Source organism: Streptomyces sp. NPDC032091 (assembly GCF_055580265.1).
The window spans coordinates 15,539-36,504 of record NZ_JBVILR010000019.1 but is presented as its reverse complement, the minus strand read 5'-3'; the positions used below and the strand labels follow the sequence as shown (position 1 = coordinate 36,504).

Here is a 20,966-nt window from a genome sequence, read left to right as displayed (position 1 = left end):
GTCGACTGCCTGTCAGATCACGGGTCGGAAGCCTAGCTCCGCCGCACCCTCCACGTCAGGGCGGCGGCGGGCCCGTTAGCATCCGCCGCATGAACGACGACGTGCGCAACATCGTGCTCGGGGTGGTGGCCACCGCCATCAGCGGCGGTTCCGGCTGGTTCACCCGTACGTACCTGTGGCGCCGGGCGCTGCGCCGCAAGCAGGCCTTCTTCGGGCTGCCGGCCGGCTCGGACTGCCTGTTCGTGGTCAACCGGCAGATGGGCGGCACCGAGTCCTCGCTGCACCGCAACGACGCGTTCGCGCTGCTGGAGATATCGGCCCTGATCAAGGACTGCGGGGCGACGGTGCAGATCGTCACCCACGAGGCCCGCCAGGGGTTCGGCGAGCGCGCCGAGTTCTGCGTCGGCGGTCCGGCGTCCAACTCCCGTACCGTGGCGCACCTGCAGTCGATGCTGCCGGGGGTACGGGTCGACGTCTCCTCCGCGCCCGGCCCGGACCGGGGGGCGATAGCCGTCGGCGGCGAGACGTACCGGTGGGAGCCGGGGCTGGTCGAGTACGTGCTGCTGGCGCGGCTGACGACGGACCAGGGCGCGCGGCCGGTGTTCCTGCTGTCGGGGCAGACCGCCAACAGCAACCAGGCCGCCGCCCGTTACCTGGCCCGCCACCACGAGAAGCTGGCCCGCACCCACCGCAAGGCGGCGTTCTGCCTCCTGCTGAAGGTGGTCAACTCCGACGCGTACGGCCCGGACGTGACGGAGCTGGTGGCGGACGTCACCGCCGCGGCCCGGACACCCGCAGCGGCAGCCGCGTGATCCCGTTGATGAAGTGGGAGACCAGCCGGCGGGGCTCACCGGCGAGTTCGGGCGCGGGCATCGCCGCGCGCCACTCCTCGTGGAGGGTGCGCAGCTGGAGCCGGGCGAAGTGGGCGCCGAGGCAGACGTGGGGGCCGTCGCCGAAGGAGACGTGCGGGTTCGGGGCGCGGCCGAGGTCGAGGCGGTGCGGGTCGGTGAAGACGCGTTCGTCGTGGTTGGCGGAGGCGTGGAAGACCACCACCTTGTCACCGGCGCGGATCCGGGTCCCGGCGAGTTCGGTGTCACGGGCGGCGGTACGGCGGAAGCTGAGCACCGGCGGGTGGACGCGCAGGAGTTCCTCGACGGCCCGGTCGGGCGGCGCGGTGCCGTCGGCGAGGGCCCGGTAGGCGTCGGGGTCGCGGGCCAGGGCGAGGAGGCCGCCGGGGGCGGCGCTGCGGACGGTGTCGTTGCCGGCGACGGTCAGCAGGAAGAAGAACATCTCCAGTTCGGCCGGCTCCAGGCCGCCCTGGGCGAGGGCGGTCATCACGTCGTCGCCGGGGTGGGCCCGCTTGTACGCGGCGAGTTCGCGGGCGTAGCCGAACATCTCGCCGAGCAGGGCCGGTGAGCGCGGGTTGAGGGGCCTGCCGTCGGGGCCGCGGAGCGGGGCGGGGGCGTCCTCGGGGTCCTGGTAGCCGATGACGCGTACGGTCCACTCCAGCAGCAGGCCCCGGTCGGCGGCCGGGACTCCGAGCAGGTCGGTGAGGTTGAGGAGGGCGTACTCGTCGGTGACGGTGCGGACCAGGTCGGCGGCGCCGTCCTCGGCTCCGTCCCGGGCGGCGGCCAGGAGCGTACGGGCGCGCTCGCGGGCGCGGGCGGTGAAGGCGTCGACCCGGGCGGGGGTGAAGGCCCGGGAGACCAGGCGGCGCAGCCGGCCGTGTCCGGGAGGGTCCTGGTTGAGCATGGTGCGGCGCAGGAAGGGCAGGTCGGCGGGGTCGGGGTCGCGGATCTGGGTGGCGCCGAGCCAGGAGGAGTACGCGGTGTGGTCGCGCAGGACGCGGACGACGTCGGCGTGCCGGGTGACGGCCCAGAACCCGGGCCCGGCGGGCCACCCGTCCACCTCCGGCTCCTCCTGCCAGGCCACGGGGTACCGCTCGCGCAGCACCCGGTAGCGCTCGTGGGGGACGCCCTCGGCGTAGAGGTGCGGGTCGAACACGTCGGGCACGTCCGGAAGCCGGCGGGCGGCGGGGACGGCCGGGGCGGCGGATGCGTCTGCTGCGGGTTCCATGGTCCACACGGTGACGGCACACGGGACGCCGCCACAAGACTCAGTGCCCGGCGTCGCAGCGGGCCGGATCCAGGGCCGTGTCGGTGCCGCGCAGGATCACCTCGTACAGCGGGTCCACCGTGGACAAGGCGCTGCACACCAGCTGACGGCGGCCCAGCGGGTCGAGGCCGGCGACGGGGAAGGGCAGGATCACCTCCAGCCGGTCGGTGACCGTCACGCTCACGCCGCCCTCGGCCGCCTCCTCCCCCAGCACGGGCACCCGGGTGCGCAGCCCCGCGTCCTGCTCCGCCTGGCCGGGCCCGCGCAGCAACCCGATCACGCTGCCCCGGGGCCCGCCCTGGGTGTACTCGGGCTGCGGCGCGGGGGCCAGGCGCCCGTCGGGGGTGACGAAGTAGGCCGTGGCGGCTCCGGCCCGGGCGACGGCCACCCGTGCGGCGGCGCCGCTCTCCACGACCCCGGTGGGCTTGATCCCGCAGGCGGTGGCCGCGAGCAGCGGGGCCAGCAGGGCGGCGGCCACGGCCGGGCGGAACGGCGGCCGCGGGCTCACGGGGCGGCCTCCAGCGGCATGTCGAGGGTGAACACCGCTCCCCCGAAGCGGTCCGTCCCCTCGGGGGCGTTGGCGGCGCCGAGGGTGCCGCCGTGCAGCCGGACGTTCTCCAGGCTGATCGCGAGGCCGAGGCCGCTGCCGGCGGAGCGGGTGCGGGCGGCGTCGGCCTTGAAGAAGCGGTCGAAGATGTGCGGCAGCACCTCGGCACCGATGCCGGGCCCGCTGTCGGCGACCTCCACGACGAGGCGTTCGCCCTCCGCCGCGGGGGCGGTGCGCACGGCGACCCGGACGGGGGCGGCGCCGTGCCGCAGCGCGTTGCCGACCAGGTTGGCGAGGACCACGTCGAAGCGGCGGGGGTCGAGGCGGGCCCGGACCCCGTCGGGCAGTTCGGTGGTGACGCGTCCGTCGTCCCAGTGGCGGCGCTGGAGGGTCTTGCCCACGGCCTCGGCCACGTCCACGTCGTCCAGGTTGAGCCCGGCGGCGCGGGCGTCGAAGCGGGAGATCTCCATCAGGTCCTCGACGAGCACGGCCAGTTTGCCGGTCTCGGCGCTGATCAGCCGCAGCGCCTTGGCGGTGTCGGGGTCGAGCTGTTCGGCGTCCTCGTCGAGGACCTCGGTGACGGCGAGCATCCCGGCGAGCGGGGTGCGCAGTTCGTGGGAGACGTCGGCGGCGAACCGGCGGGCCCGCGCCTCCGCGTCCCGCAGTTCGGCCACGGATTCCTCCAGGGCTCCGGCCGTCTCGTTGAAGGTGCGGGCGAGGCCGGCCAGTTCATCGGCGCCACGGACCTCGATCCGGGTGTCGAGGTGGCCGCGGCCCAGGTTCTGTGCGGCGCGGCGCATGTCGCGCACGGGACGCAGGACGCTGCGCGCGGCAAGCAGGGCGGGGACGACCGAGATGGCCAGCCCCGGGACGGCGCCCTGCTTGGCGGCCTGGACCATGGCGTCGACGGTCTGCTGTTCGGTGGAGAGCGGCATGACGGCGTAGAGGACCGCTCCGGTGGCCTCGCGGGCGCCGTTGTGGAGGAAGACGGCGGGCATGCCGATGGTCAGGTAGGGCTCGCCGCGGTCGTCGGTGACCCGCTGGAAGGCGCCGTGGGGGTGGGTGGACACCTGGGTGCGCAGGGTGTCGGTGAGGACGTCGGAGACGGGTGAGCCGAGGTCGGCGGAGGAGGCGCGCAGGGTCCCGTACTCGCCGAAGACCACCCAGGGGTGGGGTTTGCCGCGTCTGCCGACGTCGTCGACGACGCGCTGGAGCTGGCGCTGGTCCAGCGGGAGGGTCAGGGCCACGGCCTCCAGCTGTTCGCGCAGGGTGCCGACGGCGGTGTCCTGGCTCTGGGTGAGGACGGCGCTGCGCGCCTGCCGGTAGGTGAGGGCGGCGGTGCTGACCGCGCAGATCGCGGCGACCAGCAGGAACGCGGCGATGAGGCGGGTGCGCAGGCCGAACGGCGCGCGGCTGGGCACAGGGGTCTCCTAGAGCGGCCCGAAGCGGTAGCCGAAGCCCCGCACCGTCTGTATGTAGCGGGGGCCGTGGGCGGGGTCCTCGATCTTGTGGCGCAGCCGGCGGACGCAGGCGTCCACGAGCCGGGCATCGGCGTGGTAGCTGTGCTCCCACACGCTCTCCAGCAGCTGCTGGCGGGAGAAGACCTGTTCCGGGGCGGCCGACAGGTGGAGCAGGAGTTTGATCTCGCTGGGGGCGAGGGCGAGCCGTTCGCCGTTCTTGGCGGCGGTCAGTCCGGCGCGGTCCACGGCGAGCTCGCCGTGCTGTTCGACGCCGAGACCGCCTGCGGGGGCGGGGCGGCGGCGCAGGACGGCGCGGACGCGGGCCTCGATGATCGCGGTGCGGGCGGGTTTGACGATGTAGTCGTCGGCGCCGGCCTCCAGCCCGACGACGACGTCGAAGTCGTCGCCGCGCGCGGTGAGCATGATGACGGGCACCATGCTGGTCTCGCGGATCCGGCGGCAGACCTGGACGCCGTTGATCCCGGGCAGCATCAGGTCGAGGAGGACGAGCTCGGGGTGGAAGCCGCCCATGAGGGCGAGGCCCTCCTCGCCGGTGCCGGCGGCGGTGACCTCGTGGCCCCGGCGGCGCAGGCCGAGGGCGACTCCTTCCCGGATGGAAGGGTCGTCCTCGATCAGCAGTACGCGTGGCATCCGGTCCAGTATCCCAAGGTGTTCCGCCGCCTTTCCTCCCCCTATCGGCCGGTCTTGCGGCGCAGGGAGTCCAGCAGCTCGGTGATCTCCGTCAGGCGCAGGGGCCTGGCGAGGAGTACGACGACCAGGGCGAGTGCCGCGGTTCCCGCCCCGGCCGCGGCGAAGGCCCCGAGGCCGTCGGCGGCGCGGGCGGCCGCGTGGCCGGCGGCGGCCGCGGGCAGGCAGGCGGCGAGCAGCCGCAGGTGGGTGCGCAGGGCGGTGGCGGCGCGGGGGCCGGTGCGCGGGCCGAGCCGGCGGGCGAGGGCGTACGCGGTGACGGCGGAGCCGCCGAGGAAGGCGAGGGAGGCGGCGGCGGCCATGCCGGTGACCGCCCAGCGGGCCGGGAGCAGCAGGTAGGCGGCGTACGAGAGCCCGGCGTTGAGGGCCACCACGACCAGGTTGAGGAAGAAGGGGGTGCGGGTGTCGGACAGGGCGTAGAAGCCGCGCGCGAGGACGTACTGGGCGGAGTAGGCGACGAGGCCGGGGGCGAAGGCCATGAGCATGCCGGCCATGGCGGCGACGCCCTCGGGGGTGACCGATCCGTATCCGGAGACGCAGTCCATCACCCACGGGGCCAGCGCGGCGAAGAGCGCCGCCGCGGGCAGCACGAGGGCGGCGCTGGAGCGCAGGGCGTACGAGACGTCCTCGCGGACGGCGCCGAGGTCGCCCGCGACCGCGGCCGTGCTCATCCGGGGCATCAGGGCGGTGACCAGGGAGACGGTGATGATGCCCTGCGGGACGATCCACAGCTGGTAGGCGCTGCTGTAGGCGGCGTAGCCGAAGCCGGAGCCGCCCGGCCGGTCCTGGACGGTGGTGGAGAGGCTGGTCACCACCCAGTAGGCGAACTGGTTGGTGAGGACGAGCATGACCAGCCAGCCCGCGTTGCGCAGGGGGCGGGTGAGGCCGCTGCCGCGCCAGTCGAAGCGGGGCCGCCAGCGGAAGCGGGCGGCGCGCAGCGCGGGGACCAGGGCGAGGGCCTGGACGACTATGCCGGCGGTGGTGCCGAGGCCCAGCAGCCGGGTCTCTGAGGCGGTCAGCCCGCTGCGGCCGCCCCCGGAGGCGTACAGGAACCACCCGAAGACGGCGATGATCACGAAGTTGTTGAGGACCGGCGTCCACATCATCGCGCCGAACCGGCCGCGGGCGTTCAGTACCTGGCCGAGCAGGGTGAACAGGCCGTAGAAGAGGATCTGCGGCAGGCAGAAGCGGGCGAGGGCGACGACGGTGTTCCGCTCCGCGTCCGTATAGGAGGAGGGGGTGTACGCGTCGACGACCAGCGGTGCGGCGAGGACGGCGGCGGCCGTGAGGGCGAGGAGCGCCACGGTGCAGGCGGTCAGCAGCCGGTCGGTGTACGCGGCCCCGCCGTCACGGTGTTCCTTGGCGGCGCGGACCAGCTCGGGGACGAAGACGGCGTTGAGCGCGCCGCCTATGAGCAGCATGTAGATGATGTTCGGCACGGTGTTGGCGACGGCGTAGCCGTCACCGAGGAACGCGGTGCCCAGCGCGGCGAGGACCACGGCGGAGCGGACGAAGCCGGTGGCCCGGGAGACGATGGAGCCGGCCGCCATGAGCGCGCCGCTGCGCAGCACCGAGGTCTTCGCCGGAGCCGGCGGGTGCGCCTGCGCCGGCCTGGTGTCGGTGGCTGTCACGGGCGGTCTCCCAGGATTCGGGGGCGGGGGCGAACGTGGAGCGTACCCCGGGCGGGCGGCCGACCCGGTCCCGGAATTCGTATCCGGAAGGGGTCGTTCGCCCTTTCCACCGAGCCGAAGGTCCTTTATCCGGAGCCGACACGGCTTACGGAAGCGGAATGTGACGGTTCGGCAACCGTTTCGCTGCGGCCCATGTCACAAGGCCGAGGACGGCTTTTCCCGGGGAATGCGCAACCTAAAGTCGTCCCGTTCACTCCTTCCTTGTGGACGACCATTACTCCGGAGGGGATTTCCTTGAGCCGCACACGCCGTACCGCACTCCCGCGCCGCCGGGCCCGCCACGCCGCCCTCGCCGGCACCGCGTTGCTCGCCGCCGCGCTGACCGCCTGTTCGGGCGGTTCGGGCGGCGGCGCTGCCGGCGACGGCACGGCGGCGGACACGAAGAACAAGGCACCCCTGGCCGTTTCGGTGAACCTGACGGACGGCCAGGTCAAGTCCGGTGAGCCGGTCAAGGTGACCATCGCCGACGGCAAGCTGGCGCAGGTCAAGGTGACGGACGGCAAGGGTGGGGAGCTGGCCGGGCAGATCGCCGCCGACGGCAGGAGCTGGACCTCGGGCCGCAACGCCGCGCCGAACACGGACTACAAGGTCGAGGCGCAGAGCACCGACAGCCGGAACGCGGGCACGCAGTTCAAGACCTCGGCCGCCGACAAGGTGAACAAGGTCTCCATCAACGTCCCGAAGGGCAGCACGGTCGGGGTCGCCATGCCGGTCTCGCTGGTCTTCGACAATCCGGTGAAGAACAAGGCCGAGGTCGAGAAGCAGCTGAAGGTGACCACCTCGAACAACACCGAGGGTTCCTGGGGCTGGGTCAAGGACTATTCCGGCAACGACCGGGTGGACTGGCGGCCCAAGGACTACTGGAAGTCCGGCACCGACGTGAAGGTGGAAATGAACCTGAACGGCGTGGACTCCGGCGCCGGCGGCGGACTCTTCGCCCGCGATTACACCACCGAGTTCAAGATAGGCAAGGACCACCGGATGGAGGTCAGCCTGGACACCAAGAAGATGTCCATCACCGAGGACGGCCGGGTCGTCAGGACGGTTCCCGTCTCGGCGGGCACTCCGGGCGGCGAGAAGGCCTCCTGGTCCGGGAAGATGGTGCTGATGGCGAAGGAGGGCACCATCTTCATGGACTCCCAGACGGTGGGTCTCGGCGACTCCTACGCCAAGATGGTCGACTACTCGATGCGGCTGACCTGGTCGGGCATGTACGTGCACGCGGCCCCGTGGAACGACGACAAGTTCGGCAGGACCAACGCCAGTTCCGGCTGCGTGGGGATGAGCGACGCCAACGCCAAGGCCGTCTACGAGCAGGCGCAGGCGGGCGACCCCCTGGAGGTGGTCGGCAGCGGCTCCAAGGGCAAGGCGGACGTCGGCAACGGCTACGGCGAGTGGAACGTGTCCTGGGACCAGTGGAAGGCCAAGAGCGCGCTGACCGGAGCCACCCAGGCGGGCTGACGGCAAGCCTGGTGCGGACATGGGCGGGTGTGGGCGGATCCTGACGTTCCACCAATTGTTACCGCTACGTAACTTACTGGCGGGTTACCTTGAGTAAGCCCCTCCCGTTACCGTCGGGTCACTTTCGGACACCGGCGCACGCGAGGAGCGTTCGATGAGAGCCCGCCCCCACACCGCAGCGACAGCGGCCGCCCTGATCACGGCGACCGCCCTGACCCTGGGCCTGTCCCCCCACCAGGCCCGGGCGGCGACGGCCGCCACCCCGCAGACCTCGGCGCAGGCGTCGTCGGACGTACGCTTCTTCGACATCCCCGGCTCCGGCGGCATCACCCTCAAGGGCAACGTCTTCACCCCGGCCGGGGCGGAGCCCGGCCGCAAGTACCCGCTGATCGTGCTCCCCACCAGCTGGGGGATGCCACAGGTCGAATACCTCGCCCAGGCCAAGCAGCTGGCGGACTCCGGCTACACCGTGGTCGGTTACACCTCGCGGGGCTTCTGGCTCTCCGGCGGGCAGATCGAGACGGCAGGCCCGGCGGACGTCGCCGACGTCTCCGCCGTCATCGACTGGGCCCTCGCCACCACCCCCGCCGACCCGGACCACATCGGCCTGGGCGGGGTCTCCTACGGCGCGGGCATCAGCCTGCTGGCCTCCGCCCACGACCCCCGCGTCAAGGCCGTGGTCGCGCTCAGCGGCTGGGCCGACCTCATCGACTCCATCTACTCCGGCCGCACCCAGCACCTCCAGGCCGCCGGGATGCTCGGCGCCGCCGGCTACCTCACCGGCCGCCCCGGGCCCGAACTCCAGCAGATCCTCGGCGACTTCCTCGGCTCGAAGCTGGAGAACGAGGCGGCGATGATCGAGTGGGGCAGGAAGCGCTCCGCCTCCGAGCAGCTCGGCCGGATCAACGCCAACGGCGCCGCGATCATGCTCGGCAACGCCTGGGGGGACACCATCTTCCCGCCCAACCAGTACGCGGAGTTCTTCGAGAAGCTCACGGGCCCCAAGCGCCTGGAGTTCCGCCCCGGCGACCACGCCACCGCCGAGGCCACCGGCCTGCTCGGACTGCCCAACGACACCTGGACCGACGCCCACCGCTGGTTCGACCGCTACCTCAAGGGCGAGCGCAACGGCGTCGACACCGAGGCGCCGGTGCGGATCAAGTCCCGCAGCACCGGCGGCTACGAGGGCTACGCCGACTGGAAGTCCGTCGGTGCCGGCGGCGAGGAGAGGCTGCCGCTGGACGGCAGCGAGCACCTCCGGGCCAACGTGGACTCCGGGGCCGACGGCGGGGTGATCTTCCTCTCCAGCGTCCTCGACCAGTTCGCCAAGGCGCCCCCGGTCGCCTCCATCCCGCTCCTGCCCCGCGCCTTCGCCGCCGTCTGGCAGTCCCCCCGCTACGAGCGGGAGCGCCGTGTCCGCGGCACCGTCCGCCTGCACACCACCGTCACGCCCACCAAGGGCGACGGCACCTTCGTCGCCTACCTCTACGACGTCGGCCCGCTCGGCGTCGGCAAGCTCGTCTCCCACGCCCCGTACACCTTCCACGACAAGACCCCCGGGCAGTCCTTCGGCGTGGACCTGGACCTCTTCTCCACCGCCTACGACGTGCCCGCGGGCCACCGGCTCGCCCTCGTCGTCGACACGGTCGACCCGCTCTACATCGAGCACAACCCCACCGGCGCGCAGCTGACCTTCTCCTCGCCGCGCACCGACCCCTCGTACGTCTCGGTGCCGCTGCGCGAGCAGTGATCGCCGGCTGCCGCCGGAGGGGTCGCGCGCCTACCTCCCCGGCAGCACCGGTCCCGGTTCGGCGGGAGCGACCTCGACGGCCCCGGTCTTGAGGCTGCGGCGCTCCCGCCGGGCCACCCACGTGGCGAACCAGGACAGCAGCATGCACATCCCGATGTAGATCGGCGAGATGATCATCACGACGGGGATGAACGGGAGGTCGTAGTCCAGGTTGGAGGCGATCAGCTTGCCCGCGTGCAGGAACTCCTCGTAGGTGATCAGGAAGCCGAGCGAGGTGTCCTTCAGGGCCACCACCAGCTGGCTGATGATCGTGGGCAGCATCGCCCGGACCGCCTGCGGGGCCAGGACGAAGGTCATCACCTGCGTCTTGCGCATGCCGAGCGCGTACGCCGCCTCGCGCTGGCCCCGCTCCACCGCGTTGATCCCCGTACGGAAGACCTCGGCCAGCACGGAGCCGTTGTACAGGGTCAGCCCCGCCACCAGGGCGGGCAGCGGCTGCACCTTCAGCGCGACGAAGATGAAGAAGATCATCACCAGCACCGGCATGGCCCGGAAGAACTCCACGCACAGCGTCGCCAGCCAGCGCACCGGCCGGTGCACCGAGAGCCGGCCGGTGGCCAGCACCGCGCCGAGCACCAGCGAGAGCACCGAGGCGTACACGAAGGCCTTGAGGGTGTTGCCCAGGCCCTTGAGCAGCAGGTCCTGGATGCCCTGGTAGGCGAAGGGGCGCCACTTGGCGGCGGTGAACTGGTGGGTGTCGAAGAGCAGGTACAGGATCCAGGCGAGCAGGCCGAGGATCACCACCGTCGAGACGATCCCGTAGAGGAAGTGGCGGCGCAGGGTGTGCGGGCCGGGCAGGTCGTAGAGGGCGGTGGACCGCCGGTCCCCGTGCAGCGCGTGCGCGGTCATCGGGCGACTCCGTAGCGCTTCTCCAGCACGTTGAAGAGCGCGCTGATGGACAGGGTGATGATCAGGTAGCCCACGGCGATCCAGACGAAGGTCCAGACGATGCTGTAGCCCAGCTCGTTGAGGGTCTTGTACGTGCCCAGCAGCTCGGTGACGCTGAAGGCGCCGGCGATGGCCGAATTCTTGGCGAGGGCGATCAGCGTGGAGCCGATGGGCGGGATGACGGAGCGGAAGGCCTGCGGCAGGACGACCGTGCCCAGGGTCTGGCCGAAGGTCATCCCCAGGCTGCGGGCGGCCTCCCCCTGCCCCGTGGGCACGGTGTTGATGCCCGAGCGCAGGGCCTCGCAGATGAAGGCCGAGGTGTAGCAGCCGAGCGCGAGGACGGCGAAGAGCTGGAACGGCAGGACCAGCCCGAAGCGCGGCAGGCCCAGCAGCACGGCGAAGAAGAGCAGGGTCAGCGGGGTGTTGCGCAGCACGGTCACCCAGACCGTGCCGAAGACCCGGAAGGAGCCGACGGGCGCGACGCGGAAGGAGGCCATCAGGAAGCCGAGGACCAGGGCGAGCAGCGAGGCGTAGACGGTCAGCTCGACGGTGCCGAGGAAGCCCTTGCCGTAGAGCGCGAAGTTGTCGGTGAGTACGTGCATGGTGGTGCGCTCTCCCCTCAGCCCGCGGGGTAGCGGTCGATGGCGGGCGGTTGCGGGGCGGGCCGGCCGGAGAGGCCGAGCGTGGCCTCGTAGGCCTTCTTCCAGTCGCCGTTCTTCTCGTGCGCGGCCAGTGCGTCGTCGAGGGCGAAGCGCAGGGCGTTGTCGGAGCGGGGGACGCCGATGCCGTAGGGCTCCTCGGAGAAGGGCCTGCCGACGACCTTGAGCTCCTCGGGGACCTTGGCGGCGTAGCCGAGGAGGATGGAGTCGTCGGTGGAGACGGCGTCGACCTGGTAGGTCAGCAGGTTGTCCACGCAGACCGAGTAGGTGTCGTAGGCGACGAGCACCGCCCTGGGGTACTCCTTCTGGAGGCGCTGGTAGGGGGTGGAACCGGCGGCCGAGCAGACACGCTTGCCGGCGAGGTCGTCGGGGCCCTTGATGTCCTTCTCGCCCCGGCGGACCAGCAGGGACTGGCCGGCCATGAAGTAGGGCCCGGCGAAGCCGACCTGCTTCTTGCGCTTGTCGTTGATGGTGTAGGTGCCCACGTAGTAGTCGATCTGGCCGTTCTGCAGGGCCGTCTCGCGGTTGGCGGAGGCGATCGTCTTGAACTCGATCGTCTTGGGGTCGAAACCGAGCGAGGCGGACATCATCTTGGCGATCTCGATGTCGAAGCCGGAGTAGGAGCCGGTCGCGGGGTCCTTCTCCCCCATGTACGGCTGGTCCTCCTTGGCGCCGACCACGAGGTGGCCGCGCCGCTTGGCCCTCTCCCAGGTGGGCGAGGCGGGCAGGCTGAAGGCGGTGTCCACCCGGTACACGGGCAGGTCCTCGGGCTGCGGCCCCTTGACCGGGGGGCTGCCGCTCCTCCCGCAACCGGTGGCGGCCGCGAGGAGGGCGAGGGCCAGGGCGAGGGCGCGCAGGGTGTGTTTCATCGGGCGGCCCCTCAGTGCTTGAGGATCTTGGAGAGGAAGTCCCGGGCCCGCTCGCTCTCGGGGGCGGTGAAGAACGCCTCCGGGGTGCGGTCCTCGATGATCCTGCCGTCGGCCATGAACACGACGCGGTTGGCGGCGGAGCGGGCGAAGCCCATCTCGTGGGTGACGACGACCATGGTCATGCCCTCGGCGGCGAGCTGCTGCATGACCTCCAGCACCTCGTTGATCATCTCGGGGTCGAGGGCGGAGGTCGGCTCGTCGAAGAGCAGGGCCTTGGGGTTCATGGCCAGGGCGCGGGCGATGGCCACGCGCTGCTGCTGTCCGCCGGAGAGCTGGGCGGGGAACTTCTCGGCCTGGCTCGCGAGGCCGACCCGCTCCAGGAGCTCCCGGGAGCGCTTGTCGGCCTCCTCCCTGCCCCGCTTCCTGACCTTGACCTGGGCCAGGGAGACGTTGGCGAGGACGGTCTTGTGCGCGAAGAGGTTGAACGACTGGAAGACCATGCCGACCTCGGCGCGCAGCCGTGCCAGCTCCTTGCCCTCGGCGGGCAGCGGCCGGCCGTCGAGGAGGATCTCCCCGGAGCCGATGGTCTCCAGGCGGTTGATGGTCCGGCAGAGGGTGGACTTCCCGGAGCCGGAGGGGCCGATGACCACGACCACCTCCCCGCGGCCGACGGTGAGGTTGATGTCCTGGAGGACGTGCAGATTCCCGTAGTGCTTGTTGACGTCCCGCAGCTCGATCAACGGTTCGACGGCCATACGCTGCCCTGCCCACTTGTCGGTGTGTCGAGGTCAGCGCAAACTATCCAGTCGGCGCAGGGGACTTCGGCGCGACACGCCCGATAGGTGCATAAAGTACATAGGCCCTTTAATGGAGCGATCCGGTCAGCCTTCGGAGGCCTCGGCGTACGCCTGGCTGAGCTCGGGGGATCCGGTCATCGCCCAGGACACCCCCGACTCGACGACGTTGAACTCCCTCCCCGAGGCCAGCCGGATCACGGGCAGACCGCCCGGCCACACCTGCCAGCCGGCCCCCGCGACGGTCCGGACGATGACGGTCCCGAGGTAGAAGCCCGCGTCGTTGCCCAGCCAGGGCACCGCCTCGGGGTCCCGCCGCCAGCGCGGCATCAGCTGGTCCAGCGCCTCCAACGAGGCCGGGGTCTGGTCGAGTTCCAGGCCCTCGGCCCTCGCCTGGGCGCGCAGCAGCTCGCACTCCGCGAACAGCTCGCCGATGCCCTCGGGGTCGTCCGCCAGGGCGGCGGCGAGTCCCACGGCGCCCTGCTCCGTCTCGTCCCGGTGCAGCCAGTTGGCCAGGAAGGGAATGCGCATACCGACCAGCCTGGCACCAGGATCCCCGCCTGGCCACAGGGCGCGCCCCGGTTCCGGAGGCTTCTACAGATCAAGGTCGACCACGACGGGCGCGTGGTCGGAGCCGCCCTTGCCCTTGCGCTCCTCGCGGTCGACGTAGGCGTCCTTGACCGCCTTGGCGAAGGGCTCGTTGCCGTACACCAGGTCGATGCGCATGCCCCGGTTCTTGGGGAAGCAGAGCTGGCGGTAGTCCCAGTACGTGTACGGGCGGTCGTACTTCAGGGGGCGGGGCACCACGTCGGAGAGGCCGGCCCCGCGCAGCGTCTCCAGGGCGGCCCGTTCGGCCGGGGTGACGTGGGTCAGGCCCTCGAACACGGCCGGGTCGTAGACGTCCTCGTCGGTGGGGGCCACGTTGTAGTCGCCGAGCACCGCGAAGGGGCGCGGGCCGGCCGCGTCCTCGGCGACGGCGGCGGTCAGGGCGCGCAGCCACTCCAGCTTGTAGCCGTAGTGGTCGTGCCCGACCTCGCGGCCGTTGGGCACGTACACCGACCACAGGCGCACTCCGCCGCAGGTGGCGGAGATGGCCCGGGGTTCCTGGACGCCCTCGTAGTCCGGGCCGCCGGGCAGCCCGACGACGACGTCCTCCAGCCCGACCCTGGACAGCAGGGCGACGCCGTTCCACCGGCCGGTGGCGTTGACGGCCGACTCGTAGCCCAGCTCGCGCAGCGCGTCGGCCGGGAACTGCTCCGCCGTGCACTTGGTCTCCTGGACGCACAGCACGTCGGTGCCGGAGGACTCCAGCCAGGCGAGCAGGCGGGGCAGCCGGGCGGTGATCGAGTTGACGTTGAACGTGGCGATACGCATGTCCACCAACCTACCGCCCGGCGCCGACAGTCAGAGGGCGGCGCTCTCGCCCGCCCCGAGGCGCCCGTGGGGGGCGCCGCCGAGGTTGGCCAGGGCCGTGTCGTAGATCGGCCGGGCCAGGTCGGCGAGGTAGGCGTCGTGGATGTCGATCGCCCGGCGCGGCTTGACCTCGCGGACGTAGTCGATCACTTCGGCGATCTTGTTCCAGGGGGCGTGCACCGGCAGCATCAGCGTGTCGACGGGGGCCTCGGGGACGGTCAGCGCGTCGCCGGGGTGGAAGAGGGAGCGCTCGACGAGGTAGCCGACGTTGGTCACCCGCGGGATGTCCGGGTGGATCTCGGCGTGCAGCTCGCCGTGGACCTGGACCTCGAAGCCGGCGGCGGTGAAGGTGTCCCCGTGGCCCACGGTGTGCACCCGGCCCGGGTAGGCGGCGGCCATCCGCTCGGCGACGCTGCGCAGGGTCCACAGGGCCGCCGCCGGGTTCGCGTCGAGGGCGGCGCGCAGCCGGCCCTCGTCGAAGTGGTCGGGGTGCTCGTGGGTGACCAGCAGGGCGTCCGCCCCGAGGCCCGCGTCCGGTTCGCTGAAGGCGCCCGGGTCGATGACGAGCGTGTGCCCGTCCTTCTCCAACTGGACGCAGGAGTGCAGCCGTTTGGTGAGCTTCATGATCCCACCCTATGCCGCGCCGGTTACGGGACGGTGGTGGAGACGACGTAGACGCGGGGGGCGCCCGGGTTGGTGGAGTCGACGGTGACGTCCCGGGTGGGGCGCGGGTCGCGGGCGTCCAGGGTGATCCCGGACCACTGGTGCTTCGGGCTCCAGCTCCAGCCCGCGACGTGCGCGTCGCGCTCGGAGACCGAGACCCCGGGGGTGAGCGCCCCCCGACTGGTGCCGACGTCGGCCAGGAAGGCGTCCAGCTGCTCCGGGGTGACCTGGAACTGGACGTACAGCCGACTGGTGTGCCAGTTGTTGGTCTCGAGGTAGCCGACGTGGGAGGCCATCAGCGGGATCGGCACCTCGTAGATGCTGCGCTGCACCTTGGACGGCCAGTCCGGGCGCACCTTGACGGCGCCCACCCGGGCGGCCTTGTCCCGGCCGCTCTCGCGGCTCTGCTGGGCGGAGATGGCCAGATAGCCGGCCGGGACGCCGATGAGCAGCAGGATGATCAGCGCGGTGACCCAGCGCCGGCGCACGGTGCTGCGCCGCTCCTCGGCGGTGGGGGGCCGGCCGCCGCCCGCCTCGGGGGAGGAGGCCTGACGGGGCAAGGTGGGCGGGGTCACGGCTGTTCCTGCTCCTCGGGGCCGGCGGCGGCGCGCCGGCCGAACTGCGCGTAGCGCTCGTGCCGCTCGACGCGCCGGCGGGTGGCGCGCCGGAAGCGGCGGGCGACGAGCCGGGCGAGGTCGGCGGCGCCGACCATGCCCGCCTCGGGGCCCAGCTCGGCCTTGGTGATACGGGCCTCGGGGCGGTAGCCGCGGCCGGTGAGGTGGCGCCGGAAGGCATCCCGGGCGGGGCCGATGAGCAGGTCGTCGGCGGCGCTGACGCCGCCGCCGATGACGAAGCACGAGGGGTCGAGGGCGGCGGCGAGGTTGGCGATGCCGACGCCGAGCCACTGGCCGATGTCCTGGAGGAGCTCGACGCACATGGCGTCGCCCTCGCGGGCCAGCTCGGTGATGAGCGGCCCGGTGATCTCGTGGACGTTGCCGCCGACCCTGGCGATGATGTTGTACGCGACCGGGGAGTCGGCGGCGGCCAGCTCGCGGGCCTCGCGGACCAGGGCGTTGCCGGAGCTGTACTGCTCCCAGCAGCCGCGGTTGCCGCAGGGGCAGCGGTGTCCGCCGGGGACGACCTGCATGTGGCCGAACTCGCCGGCGACCCCGTAGCGGCCGCGTTTGACCTGTCCGCCCTCCAGGATGGCGCCGCCGATGCCGGTGCCCAGGGTGATCATGACCAGGTGGTCCTCGCCGCGGCCGGCGCCGAAGCGCCATTCGGCCCAGGCGGCGGTATTGGCGTCGTTGTCCACCATCACGGGGACCGCGAGGCGGGACTGGAGGGCGTCGCGCAGGGGCTCGTCCCGCCAGGCGAGGTGGGGGGCGAACAGGACGCGGGAGCGGTCGGCGTCGACCCAGCCGGCCGCGCCGATGCCCACCGCGTGCACGTCGTGCCGGTCGGAGAGGTCCAGGACCAGCTCGACGATGGTGTCCTCGACGACCTTGGGGCTCTTGGACTTGTCGGGGGTCTCGGTGCGGATCGTCTCCAGGATGACCCCGTCGGCGTCGACGACGCCGGCCATCACCTTGGTGCCGCCGATGTCGATGCCGACCGTCGGGACGCGGGGGGCGGTCAGGTGCGACCGGCGCTCACGGGTCCCGATGGTCCGCAGGACGGTGCCTCGCGCCGACCCGCGGTGGGTGAGCGAGAAGTCCCGGTAGGTGGTCATCGAGTCGTGTCGTCCCTGTCGGAGGTGGTCGTGGCGGCGGCCGCGGCGGCGGAACCGGGCGGGGTGTCCGGACCCGATTCTGCCACCCGCTCCAGTTCGTGGCTCAGCTCCTCCAGCTCCGAGCCCCCGGCCATCTGCCGGGTCAGCTCGTCGAGGGTGATCGAGTCCCGGGTGTGGCTGCCCGCCATGGCACCGCGCTTGAGGAGGACGAAGCGGTCTCCGACCAGGTGGGCGTGGTGCGGGTTGTGCGTGATGAGGACCACGCCGAGCCCGGCGTCGCGGGCGGCGGCGACGTACTTGAGGACCACGCCGGACTGCTTGACGCCGAGCGCGGCGGTGGGCTCGTCCAGGACGAGGACCTTCGCGCCGAAGTGGACGGCGCGGGCGATGGCCACGCACTGGCGCTCGCCGCCGGACAGGGTGCCGATCGGCTGGTCGACGTCGCGCAGGTCGATGCCCATGCGCAGCAGCTCGGCGCGGGTGGTCTCGCGCATCAGCGCCACGTCGAGCCGGCGGAAGGGGCCTCGGCCCTTCGTGGGCTCGGAGCCGAGGAAGAAGTTGCGCCAGACCGGCATCAGGGGGACGACGGCGAGGTCCTGGTAGACCGTGGCGATCCCGTGGTCGAGGGCGGCGCGCGGGTTCTCCAGGACGGTCTCCTCGCCGTCGATCTCGAAGGTGCCGGCGTCGTGCCGGTGCAGACCCGCGATGATCTTGATGAGGGTGGACTTGCCGGCGCCGTTGTCGCCGAGGACGCAGGTGATCTCGCCGGCCGCGACCTCCAGGGAGACGTCCCGCAGGGCGCGGATGTTCCCGTAGTACTTGCTGACCCCGGTCAGCTTCACCAGTGGCGTGCTCATGCCCGTGCCTCCGCCCGCTTGCGGACCCATGCGTTGAGCAGCGTGGCGAGCAGCAGCATGGCGCCGAGGAAGAACTTGAACCAGTCCGGGTTCCACTGGGCGTAGACGATGCCGTTGCTGGCCATGCCGAAGATGAACGCCCCGACGGCCGAGCCGATCGCGGAGCCGTAGCCGCCGGTCATCAGGCAGCCGCCGATGACGGCCGCGATGATGTAGAGGAACTCGTTGCCGACGCCCTCCCCGGACTGGACGACGTCGAAGGAGAACAGGATGTGCTGCCCGGAGATCCAGGCGCACAGCGCGACGCCCATGTAGAGCCCGATGCGGGTCTTGACGACGGGGACGCCGGTGGCGCGGGCCGCGTCGGCCCCGCCGCCCACCGCGAAGATCCAGTTCCCGGCGCGGGTGCGCAGCAGGATCCAGGTGGCGACGGCGACCAGGGCCAGCCACCACAGGATGGTGACCTTCAGGGTGACCGAGCCGACGTTCCACTGGGAGGCGAACAGCGCGCGGGCGGAGGGGAAGCCCTCCATGTCGGCGATGGTCTTGGTGGAGACGGTGCCGCTGATCAGCTTGGTGAAGCCGAGGTTCAGGCCGGTCAGCATCAGGAAGGTGCCGAGCGTGATGATGAAGCTGGGCAGCTTCGTGCGGGTGAGCATGAACCCGTTGAAGAACCCGATGGCGAGGGTGACCAGCAGGGACACCCCGACGCCGACCCAGACGTTGGCGGTCATCTGGTAGCTGAACATCGAGCTGAACAGCGCCGAGGTGGTCACCATGACGCCGGCGGACAGGTCGAACTCGCCGCCGATCATCAGCAGGGCGACCGGGACGGCCATGATCCCGATGGTGGAGGCCGAGTAGAGGACCGTGCTGAGGCTGGCGGCCTTCAGGAAGCTGTCGGCGGCGAAGGAGAAGAAGACGAAGACGGCGGCGGCGCCGACGACCGCGCCCAGTTCGGGGCGGCCCAGCAGCCGGCGCACCGGGGAGACCGGGGCGAGCCGCTCGTCGGCGGGCGGGGCGGCGGCGCTCATCGGCTGCCCCGCTTGATGAACGGATCCAGCTTGGCGACCTGGTCGGCGGTGACGATCTGCGGTCCGGTCAGCACCGGGCGGCCGCCGCCGAGCACGTCCCCGTTGTAGCGGTAGAGCCACAGCAGGTCCACGGCCTCGTAGCCCTGGAGGTAGGGCTGCTGGTCGACGGCGAAGCCCAGCGCCCCGGACTTCAGGTCGCGGGCGACGGACTCGTTGAGGTCGAAGGTGTCCACCTCGGCCTTGCTGCCCGCCGCCTCCTTGGCCTTGACGGCGGTGGGGGCGAAGGGGGCGCCCAGGGTGAGGATGCCGTCGACGGACGGGTCGGCCTGGAGCTTGGCCTGGACGGCGGCCTGGACGGAGGGCATGTTGGTGCCCTCGACGTAGAGGTTCTCCATACTGCCGCCGAAGGTCTTCTTCGCCCCGGCGCAGCGCTGCTCGTGGCCGACGTTGCCCTGCTCGTGCAGGACGCAGACCGCCTTCTTCAGGCCCCGCCTGGTCATCTCGGTGCCGACGGCCTCGCCGGCGATCTCCTCGTCCTGGCCGATGTGGGCCAGCGCCCCGTACGCGGCCGACTGGGCGGAGCCCGAGTTGACCGTGATCACGGGGATGCCCGCCTTCACGGCCTTGCCGACGACGTCCTTGAGGGCCTCGGGCTTGGCGAGGCTGACGATGATCCCGTCGACCTTCTGGTCGATGGCGTTCTGCACGAACTGGGCCTGTTGCTGCGCCTGGTCGTCGTGCGAGTAGACGAAGTTGATGTTGTCCTTCGCCGAGGCCTCCTTGGCGCCCTTCTGCACGATGTCCCAGAAGGTGTCGCCGTCGCCCGCGTGCGTGACCATCGCGAAGGTCCAGCGCGGTGTGGACACGGCGGGCCGGCCCGCCTCCGCGGCCTTCGCCCGTTCCTCGGCGCGCTTGCCGCCCGTGCTGCTGCAGCCCGCGAGGGAGGCCCCCAGTACCGCCGCGAGCACGGCGCCGACGACGCGCACCCCTGTCCGAACCCTAGCCACGTCCCCGTGCCCTTCCCTCGTCCGTCATGAATCGGTCATTTCCGGTGTCAGCCGCCCAGTATCCGCCACAGTGGACCATGAGGGGTCATCGGGGCGTGCGGGCGCGGATTGACAGGTCCCCCGTACGGGGTCACGTTGAGTGCATGCGCATCGGGCTCATCGGAACGGGCCGGATCGGGTCCTTCCACGCGGGCTCCCTGGCCCGCCACCCGGATGCCGGCTCGCTGCTGCTGGCCGACGCCGAGCCGGGGCGGGCCGCGCGGCTCGCGGACCGTCTCGGAGCCACCGCCGCGCCCTCCGTCGACCAGGTCTTCACCTGGGGTGTGGACGCGCTGGTCGTGGCCTGTTCGACGGACGGGCACGCCGACCTCGTCCTGCGGGCGGTGCGCGGCGGGCTGCCGGTGTTCTGCGAGAAGCCGCTGGCCCCGGACCTGGCGCGGACCCTGGCGGTGCTGCGCGAGGTGGCCGCCTGCGGCGGGCTGCTCCAGGTGGGCTTCATGCGCCGCTTCGACGCCGGGTACCGCACCGCGCGGGAGCTGGTCCGTTCGGGTGCCCTGGGGCGGCTGCACACCGTCCGCACGATGACCGCCGACCAGGCCCCGCCGCCCGCCGCCTACCTGGCCGCCTCCGGGGGCCTGTACCGGGACTGCCTGGTGCACGACTTCGACATGGCGCGCTGGGTGACCGGACGGGAGTTCACCGAGGTGTACGCGGCCGGCTCGGACGCCGGGCCGGCCGCGTTCCGCGAGAGCGGTGACATCGACACGGCGGCGGCCGTCCTCACCCTGGACGACGGGACCCTGGTCACCAGCACCGGCACGCGCTGCAACGGCGCCGGGTACGACGTGCGGATGGAGCTGGCCGGGGAGCTGGACCAGGTCTCCTGCGGGCTCGACGACCGTACGCCGATCGCCTCGACGGAGCCGCACGGCCCGCCCCCGGCGAGCAAGCCGTGGACCGGCTTCCTGGAACGGTTCGGCCCCGCCTACGAGGCCGAGCTGGCGGCCTTCGTCCGGCTGGTGCGCGGCGAGGGGGACAACCCCTGCGACGGCCGGGAGGCGCTGGCCGCGTTCCGGGTCGCGGAGGCCTGCGAGCGCTCGCGCCGGGAGCGGCGCCCGGTACGGCTGGAGGAGCTCCCGGACCTGTAGGACACGGCCCGTGGCGGGCGGGACGGGCATGCGGGCCACAGTAGGCCCGGTGATCAAATCCCGAAGAGGCGATTGTCGGCCAATCGGCCCGCCGGCGCACCCGTGCGGGG

Annotated in this window: 21 protein-coding genes; 4 read left to right on the top strand and 17 right to left on the bottom strand. The window is 72.1% G+C overall.

All coding sequences use genetic code 11. The annotated features are described in order from the left end of the window. Nucleotides 1-89 precede the first annotated feature (89 nt). On the top strand, nt 90-812 hold the full coding sequence (locus ACZ5NJ_RS27065) for a hypothetical protein (RefSeq protein ID WP_468767963.1): 723 nt from the start codon (nt 90-92) through the stop codon (nt 810-812). On the opposite strand, the gene ACZ5NJ_RS27060 is transcribed toward ACZ5NJ_RS27065, so the two are convergent. The 5 genes from ACZ5NJ_RS27060 to murJ are packed head-to-tail and all read right to left on the bottom strand — an operon-like array spanning nt 772 to nt 6,461. Further along, nucleotides 772-2,076 (bottom strand): cytochrome P450, encoded by a 1,305-nt coding sequence (locus tag ACZ5NJ_RS27060; RefSeq protein WP_468767960.1) that lies wholly within the window; start codon nt 2,074-2,076, stop codon nt 772-774. The two genes, ACZ5NJ_RS27065 and ACZ5NJ_RS27060, sit on opposite strands and share 41 nt — an antisense overlap. A gap of 40 nt (nt 2,077-2,116) precedes the next feature. After that, nucleotides 2,117-2,623, bottom strand: a complete 507-nt coding sequence (locus ACZ5NJ_RS27055; protein WP_468767959.1) for a hypothetical protein — start codon at nt 2,621-2,623, stop codon at nt 2,117-2,119. Then, nucleotides 2,620-4,083 (bottom strand): ATP-binding protein, encoded by a 1,464-nt coding sequence (locus ACZ5NJ_RS27050; protein WP_468767957.1) that lies wholly within the window; start codon nt 4,081-4,083, stop codon nt 2,620-2,622. Before ACZ5NJ_RS27050 ends, ACZ5NJ_RS27055 begins: the two co-directional genes overlap by 4 nt. A 9-nt stretch (nt 4,084-4,092) precedes the next feature. Then, nucleotides 4,093-4,773, bottom strand: a complete 681-nt coding sequence (locus tag ACZ5NJ_RS27045) for a response regulator (RefSeq protein WP_468767955.1) — start codon at nt 4,771-4,773, stop codon at nt 4,093-4,095. A 41-nt stretch (nt 4,774-4,814) separates the two neighbouring features. Beyond that, nucleotides 4,815-6,461: a murein biosynthesis integral membrane protein MurJ gene (gene murJ / locus ACZ5NJ_RS27040; protein WP_468767954.1), complete on the bottom strand. Its 1,647-nt coding sequence runs from the start codon at nt 6,459-6,461 to the stop codon at nt 4,815-4,817. Nucleotides 6,462-6,755: 294 nt separating this feature from the next. Between murJ and ACZ5NJ_RS27035 the strand changes: the two genes are divergently transcribed. Continuing rightward, nucleotides 6,756-7,982 (top strand): L,D-transpeptidase, encoded by a 1,227-nt coding sequence (locus ACZ5NJ_RS27035; protein ID WP_468767953.1) that lies wholly within the window; start codon nt 6,756-6,758, stop codon nt 7,980-7,982. A gap of 154 nt (nt 7,983-8,136) precedes the next feature. After that, nucleotides 8,137-9,732 carry an alpha/beta fold hydrolase gene (locus tag ACZ5NJ_RS27030; RefSeq protein WP_468767951.1) on the top strand — a complete coding sequence of 532 codons (1,596 nt, stop codon included), beginning with the start codon at nt 8,137-8,139 and terminating at the stop codon, nt 9,730-9,732. Between the two features lie 30 nt (nt 9,733-9,762). On the opposite strand, the gene ACZ5NJ_RS27025 is transcribed toward ACZ5NJ_RS27030, so the two are convergent. The 12 genes from ACZ5NJ_RS27025 to ACZ5NJ_RS26970 all read right to left on the bottom strand — a co-directional run bounded on the left by ACZ5NJ_RS27025 (nt 9,763) and on the right by ACZ5NJ_RS26970 (nt 19,708). Then, on the bottom strand, nt 9,763-10,641 hold the full coding sequence (locus tag ACZ5NJ_RS27025; protein ID WP_468767949.1) for an amino acid ABC transporter permease: 879 nt from the start codon (nt 10,639-10,641) through the stop codon (nt 9,763-9,765). Further along, nucleotides 10,638-11,282, bottom strand: coding sequence for an amino acid ABC transporter permease (locus ACZ5NJ_RS27020; RefSeq protein WP_468767947.1), 645 nt, complete (start codon nt 11,280-11,282; stop codon nt 10,638-10,640). The genes ACZ5NJ_RS27025 and ACZ5NJ_RS27020 overlap by 4 nt, the downstream gene beginning before the upstream one ends. A 17-nt stretch (nt 11,283-11,299) precedes the next feature. Then, nucleotides 11,300-12,208 carry a glutamate ABC transporter substrate-binding protein gene (locus ACZ5NJ_RS27015; RefSeq protein WP_468767945.1) on the bottom strand — a complete coding sequence of 303 codons (909 nt, stop codon included), beginning with the start codon at nt 12,206-12,208 and terminating at the stop codon, nt 11,300-11,302. Between the two features lie 11 nt (nt 12,209-12,219). Beyond that, complete coding sequence (locus ACZ5NJ_RS27010) at nt 12,220-12,963, bottom strand: amino acid ABC transporter ATP-binding protein (protein WP_468767944.1); 744 nt, start codon at nt 12,961-12,963, stop codon at nt 12,220-12,222. Nucleotides 12,964-13,089: 126 nt separating this feature from the next. Then, nucleotides 13,090-13,533, bottom strand: coding sequence for a DUF6278 family protein (locus ACZ5NJ_RS27005; RefSeq protein ID WP_468767942.1), 444 nt, complete (start codon nt 13,531-13,533; stop codon nt 13,090-13,092). 63 nt (nt 13,534-13,596) lie between these two features. Further along, the gene (locus ACZ5NJ_RS27000) at nt 13,597-14,376 is read right to left on the bottom strand and encodes an exodeoxyribonuclease III (RefSeq protein WP_468767941.1); all 780 of its coding nucleotides are present in this window, start codon (nt 14,374-14,376) and stop codon (nt 13,597-13,599) included. Between the two features lie 30 nt (nt 14,377-14,406). Then, nucleotides 14,407-15,039, bottom strand: coding sequence for an MBL fold metallo-hydrolase (locus tag ACZ5NJ_RS26995; RefSeq protein WP_468767939.1), 633 nt, complete (start codon nt 15,037-15,039; stop codon nt 14,407-14,409). 23 nt (nt 15,040-15,062) lie between these two features. Further along, nucleotides 15,063-15,653 carry a hypothetical protein gene (locus tag ACZ5NJ_RS26990; protein ID WP_468767938.1) on the bottom strand — a complete coding sequence of 197 codons (591 nt, stop codon included), beginning with the start codon at nt 15,651-15,653 and terminating at the stop codon, nt 15,063-15,065. Further along, on the bottom strand, nt 15,650-16,810 hold the full coding sequence (locus ACZ5NJ_RS26985) for an ROK family glucokinase (protein ID WP_468767936.1): 1,161 nt from the start codon (nt 16,808-16,810) through the stop codon (nt 15,650-15,652). The genes ACZ5NJ_RS26990 and ACZ5NJ_RS26985 overlap by 4 nt, the downstream gene beginning before the upstream one ends. Then, nucleotides 16,807-17,667, bottom strand: coding sequence for an ATP-binding cassette domain-containing protein (locus ACZ5NJ_RS26980; RefSeq protein WP_468767934.1), 861 nt, complete (start codon nt 17,665-17,667; stop codon nt 16,807-16,809). The genes ACZ5NJ_RS26985 and ACZ5NJ_RS26980 overlap by 4 nt, the downstream gene beginning before the upstream one ends. Continuing rightward, nucleotides 17,664-18,701 carry an ABC transporter permease gene (locus ACZ5NJ_RS26975; protein ID WP_468767933.1) on the bottom strand — a complete coding sequence of 346 codons (1,038 nt, stop codon included), beginning with the start codon at nt 18,699-18,701 and terminating at the stop codon, nt 17,664-17,666. The genes ACZ5NJ_RS26980 and ACZ5NJ_RS26975 overlap by 4 nt, the downstream gene beginning before the upstream one ends. Further along, nucleotides 18,698-19,708, bottom strand: coding sequence for a sugar ABC transporter substrate-binding protein (locus ACZ5NJ_RS26970; protein WP_468767932.1), 1,011 nt, complete (start codon nt 19,706-19,708; stop codon nt 18,698-18,700). Before ACZ5NJ_RS26970 ends, ACZ5NJ_RS26975 begins: the two co-directional genes overlap by 4 nt. A 143-nt stretch (nt 19,709-19,851) precedes the next feature. Here ACZ5NJ_RS26970 and ACZ5NJ_RS26965 point away from each other — a divergent pair, with 143 nt between their 5' ends. Further along, on the top strand, nt 19,852-20,856 hold the full coding sequence (locus ACZ5NJ_RS26965) for a Gfo/Idh/MocA family protein (RefSeq protein ID WP_468767930.1): 1,005 nt from the start codon (nt 19,852-19,854) through the stop codon (nt 20,854-20,856). Nucleotides 20,857-20,966: the final 110 nt, after the last annotated feature.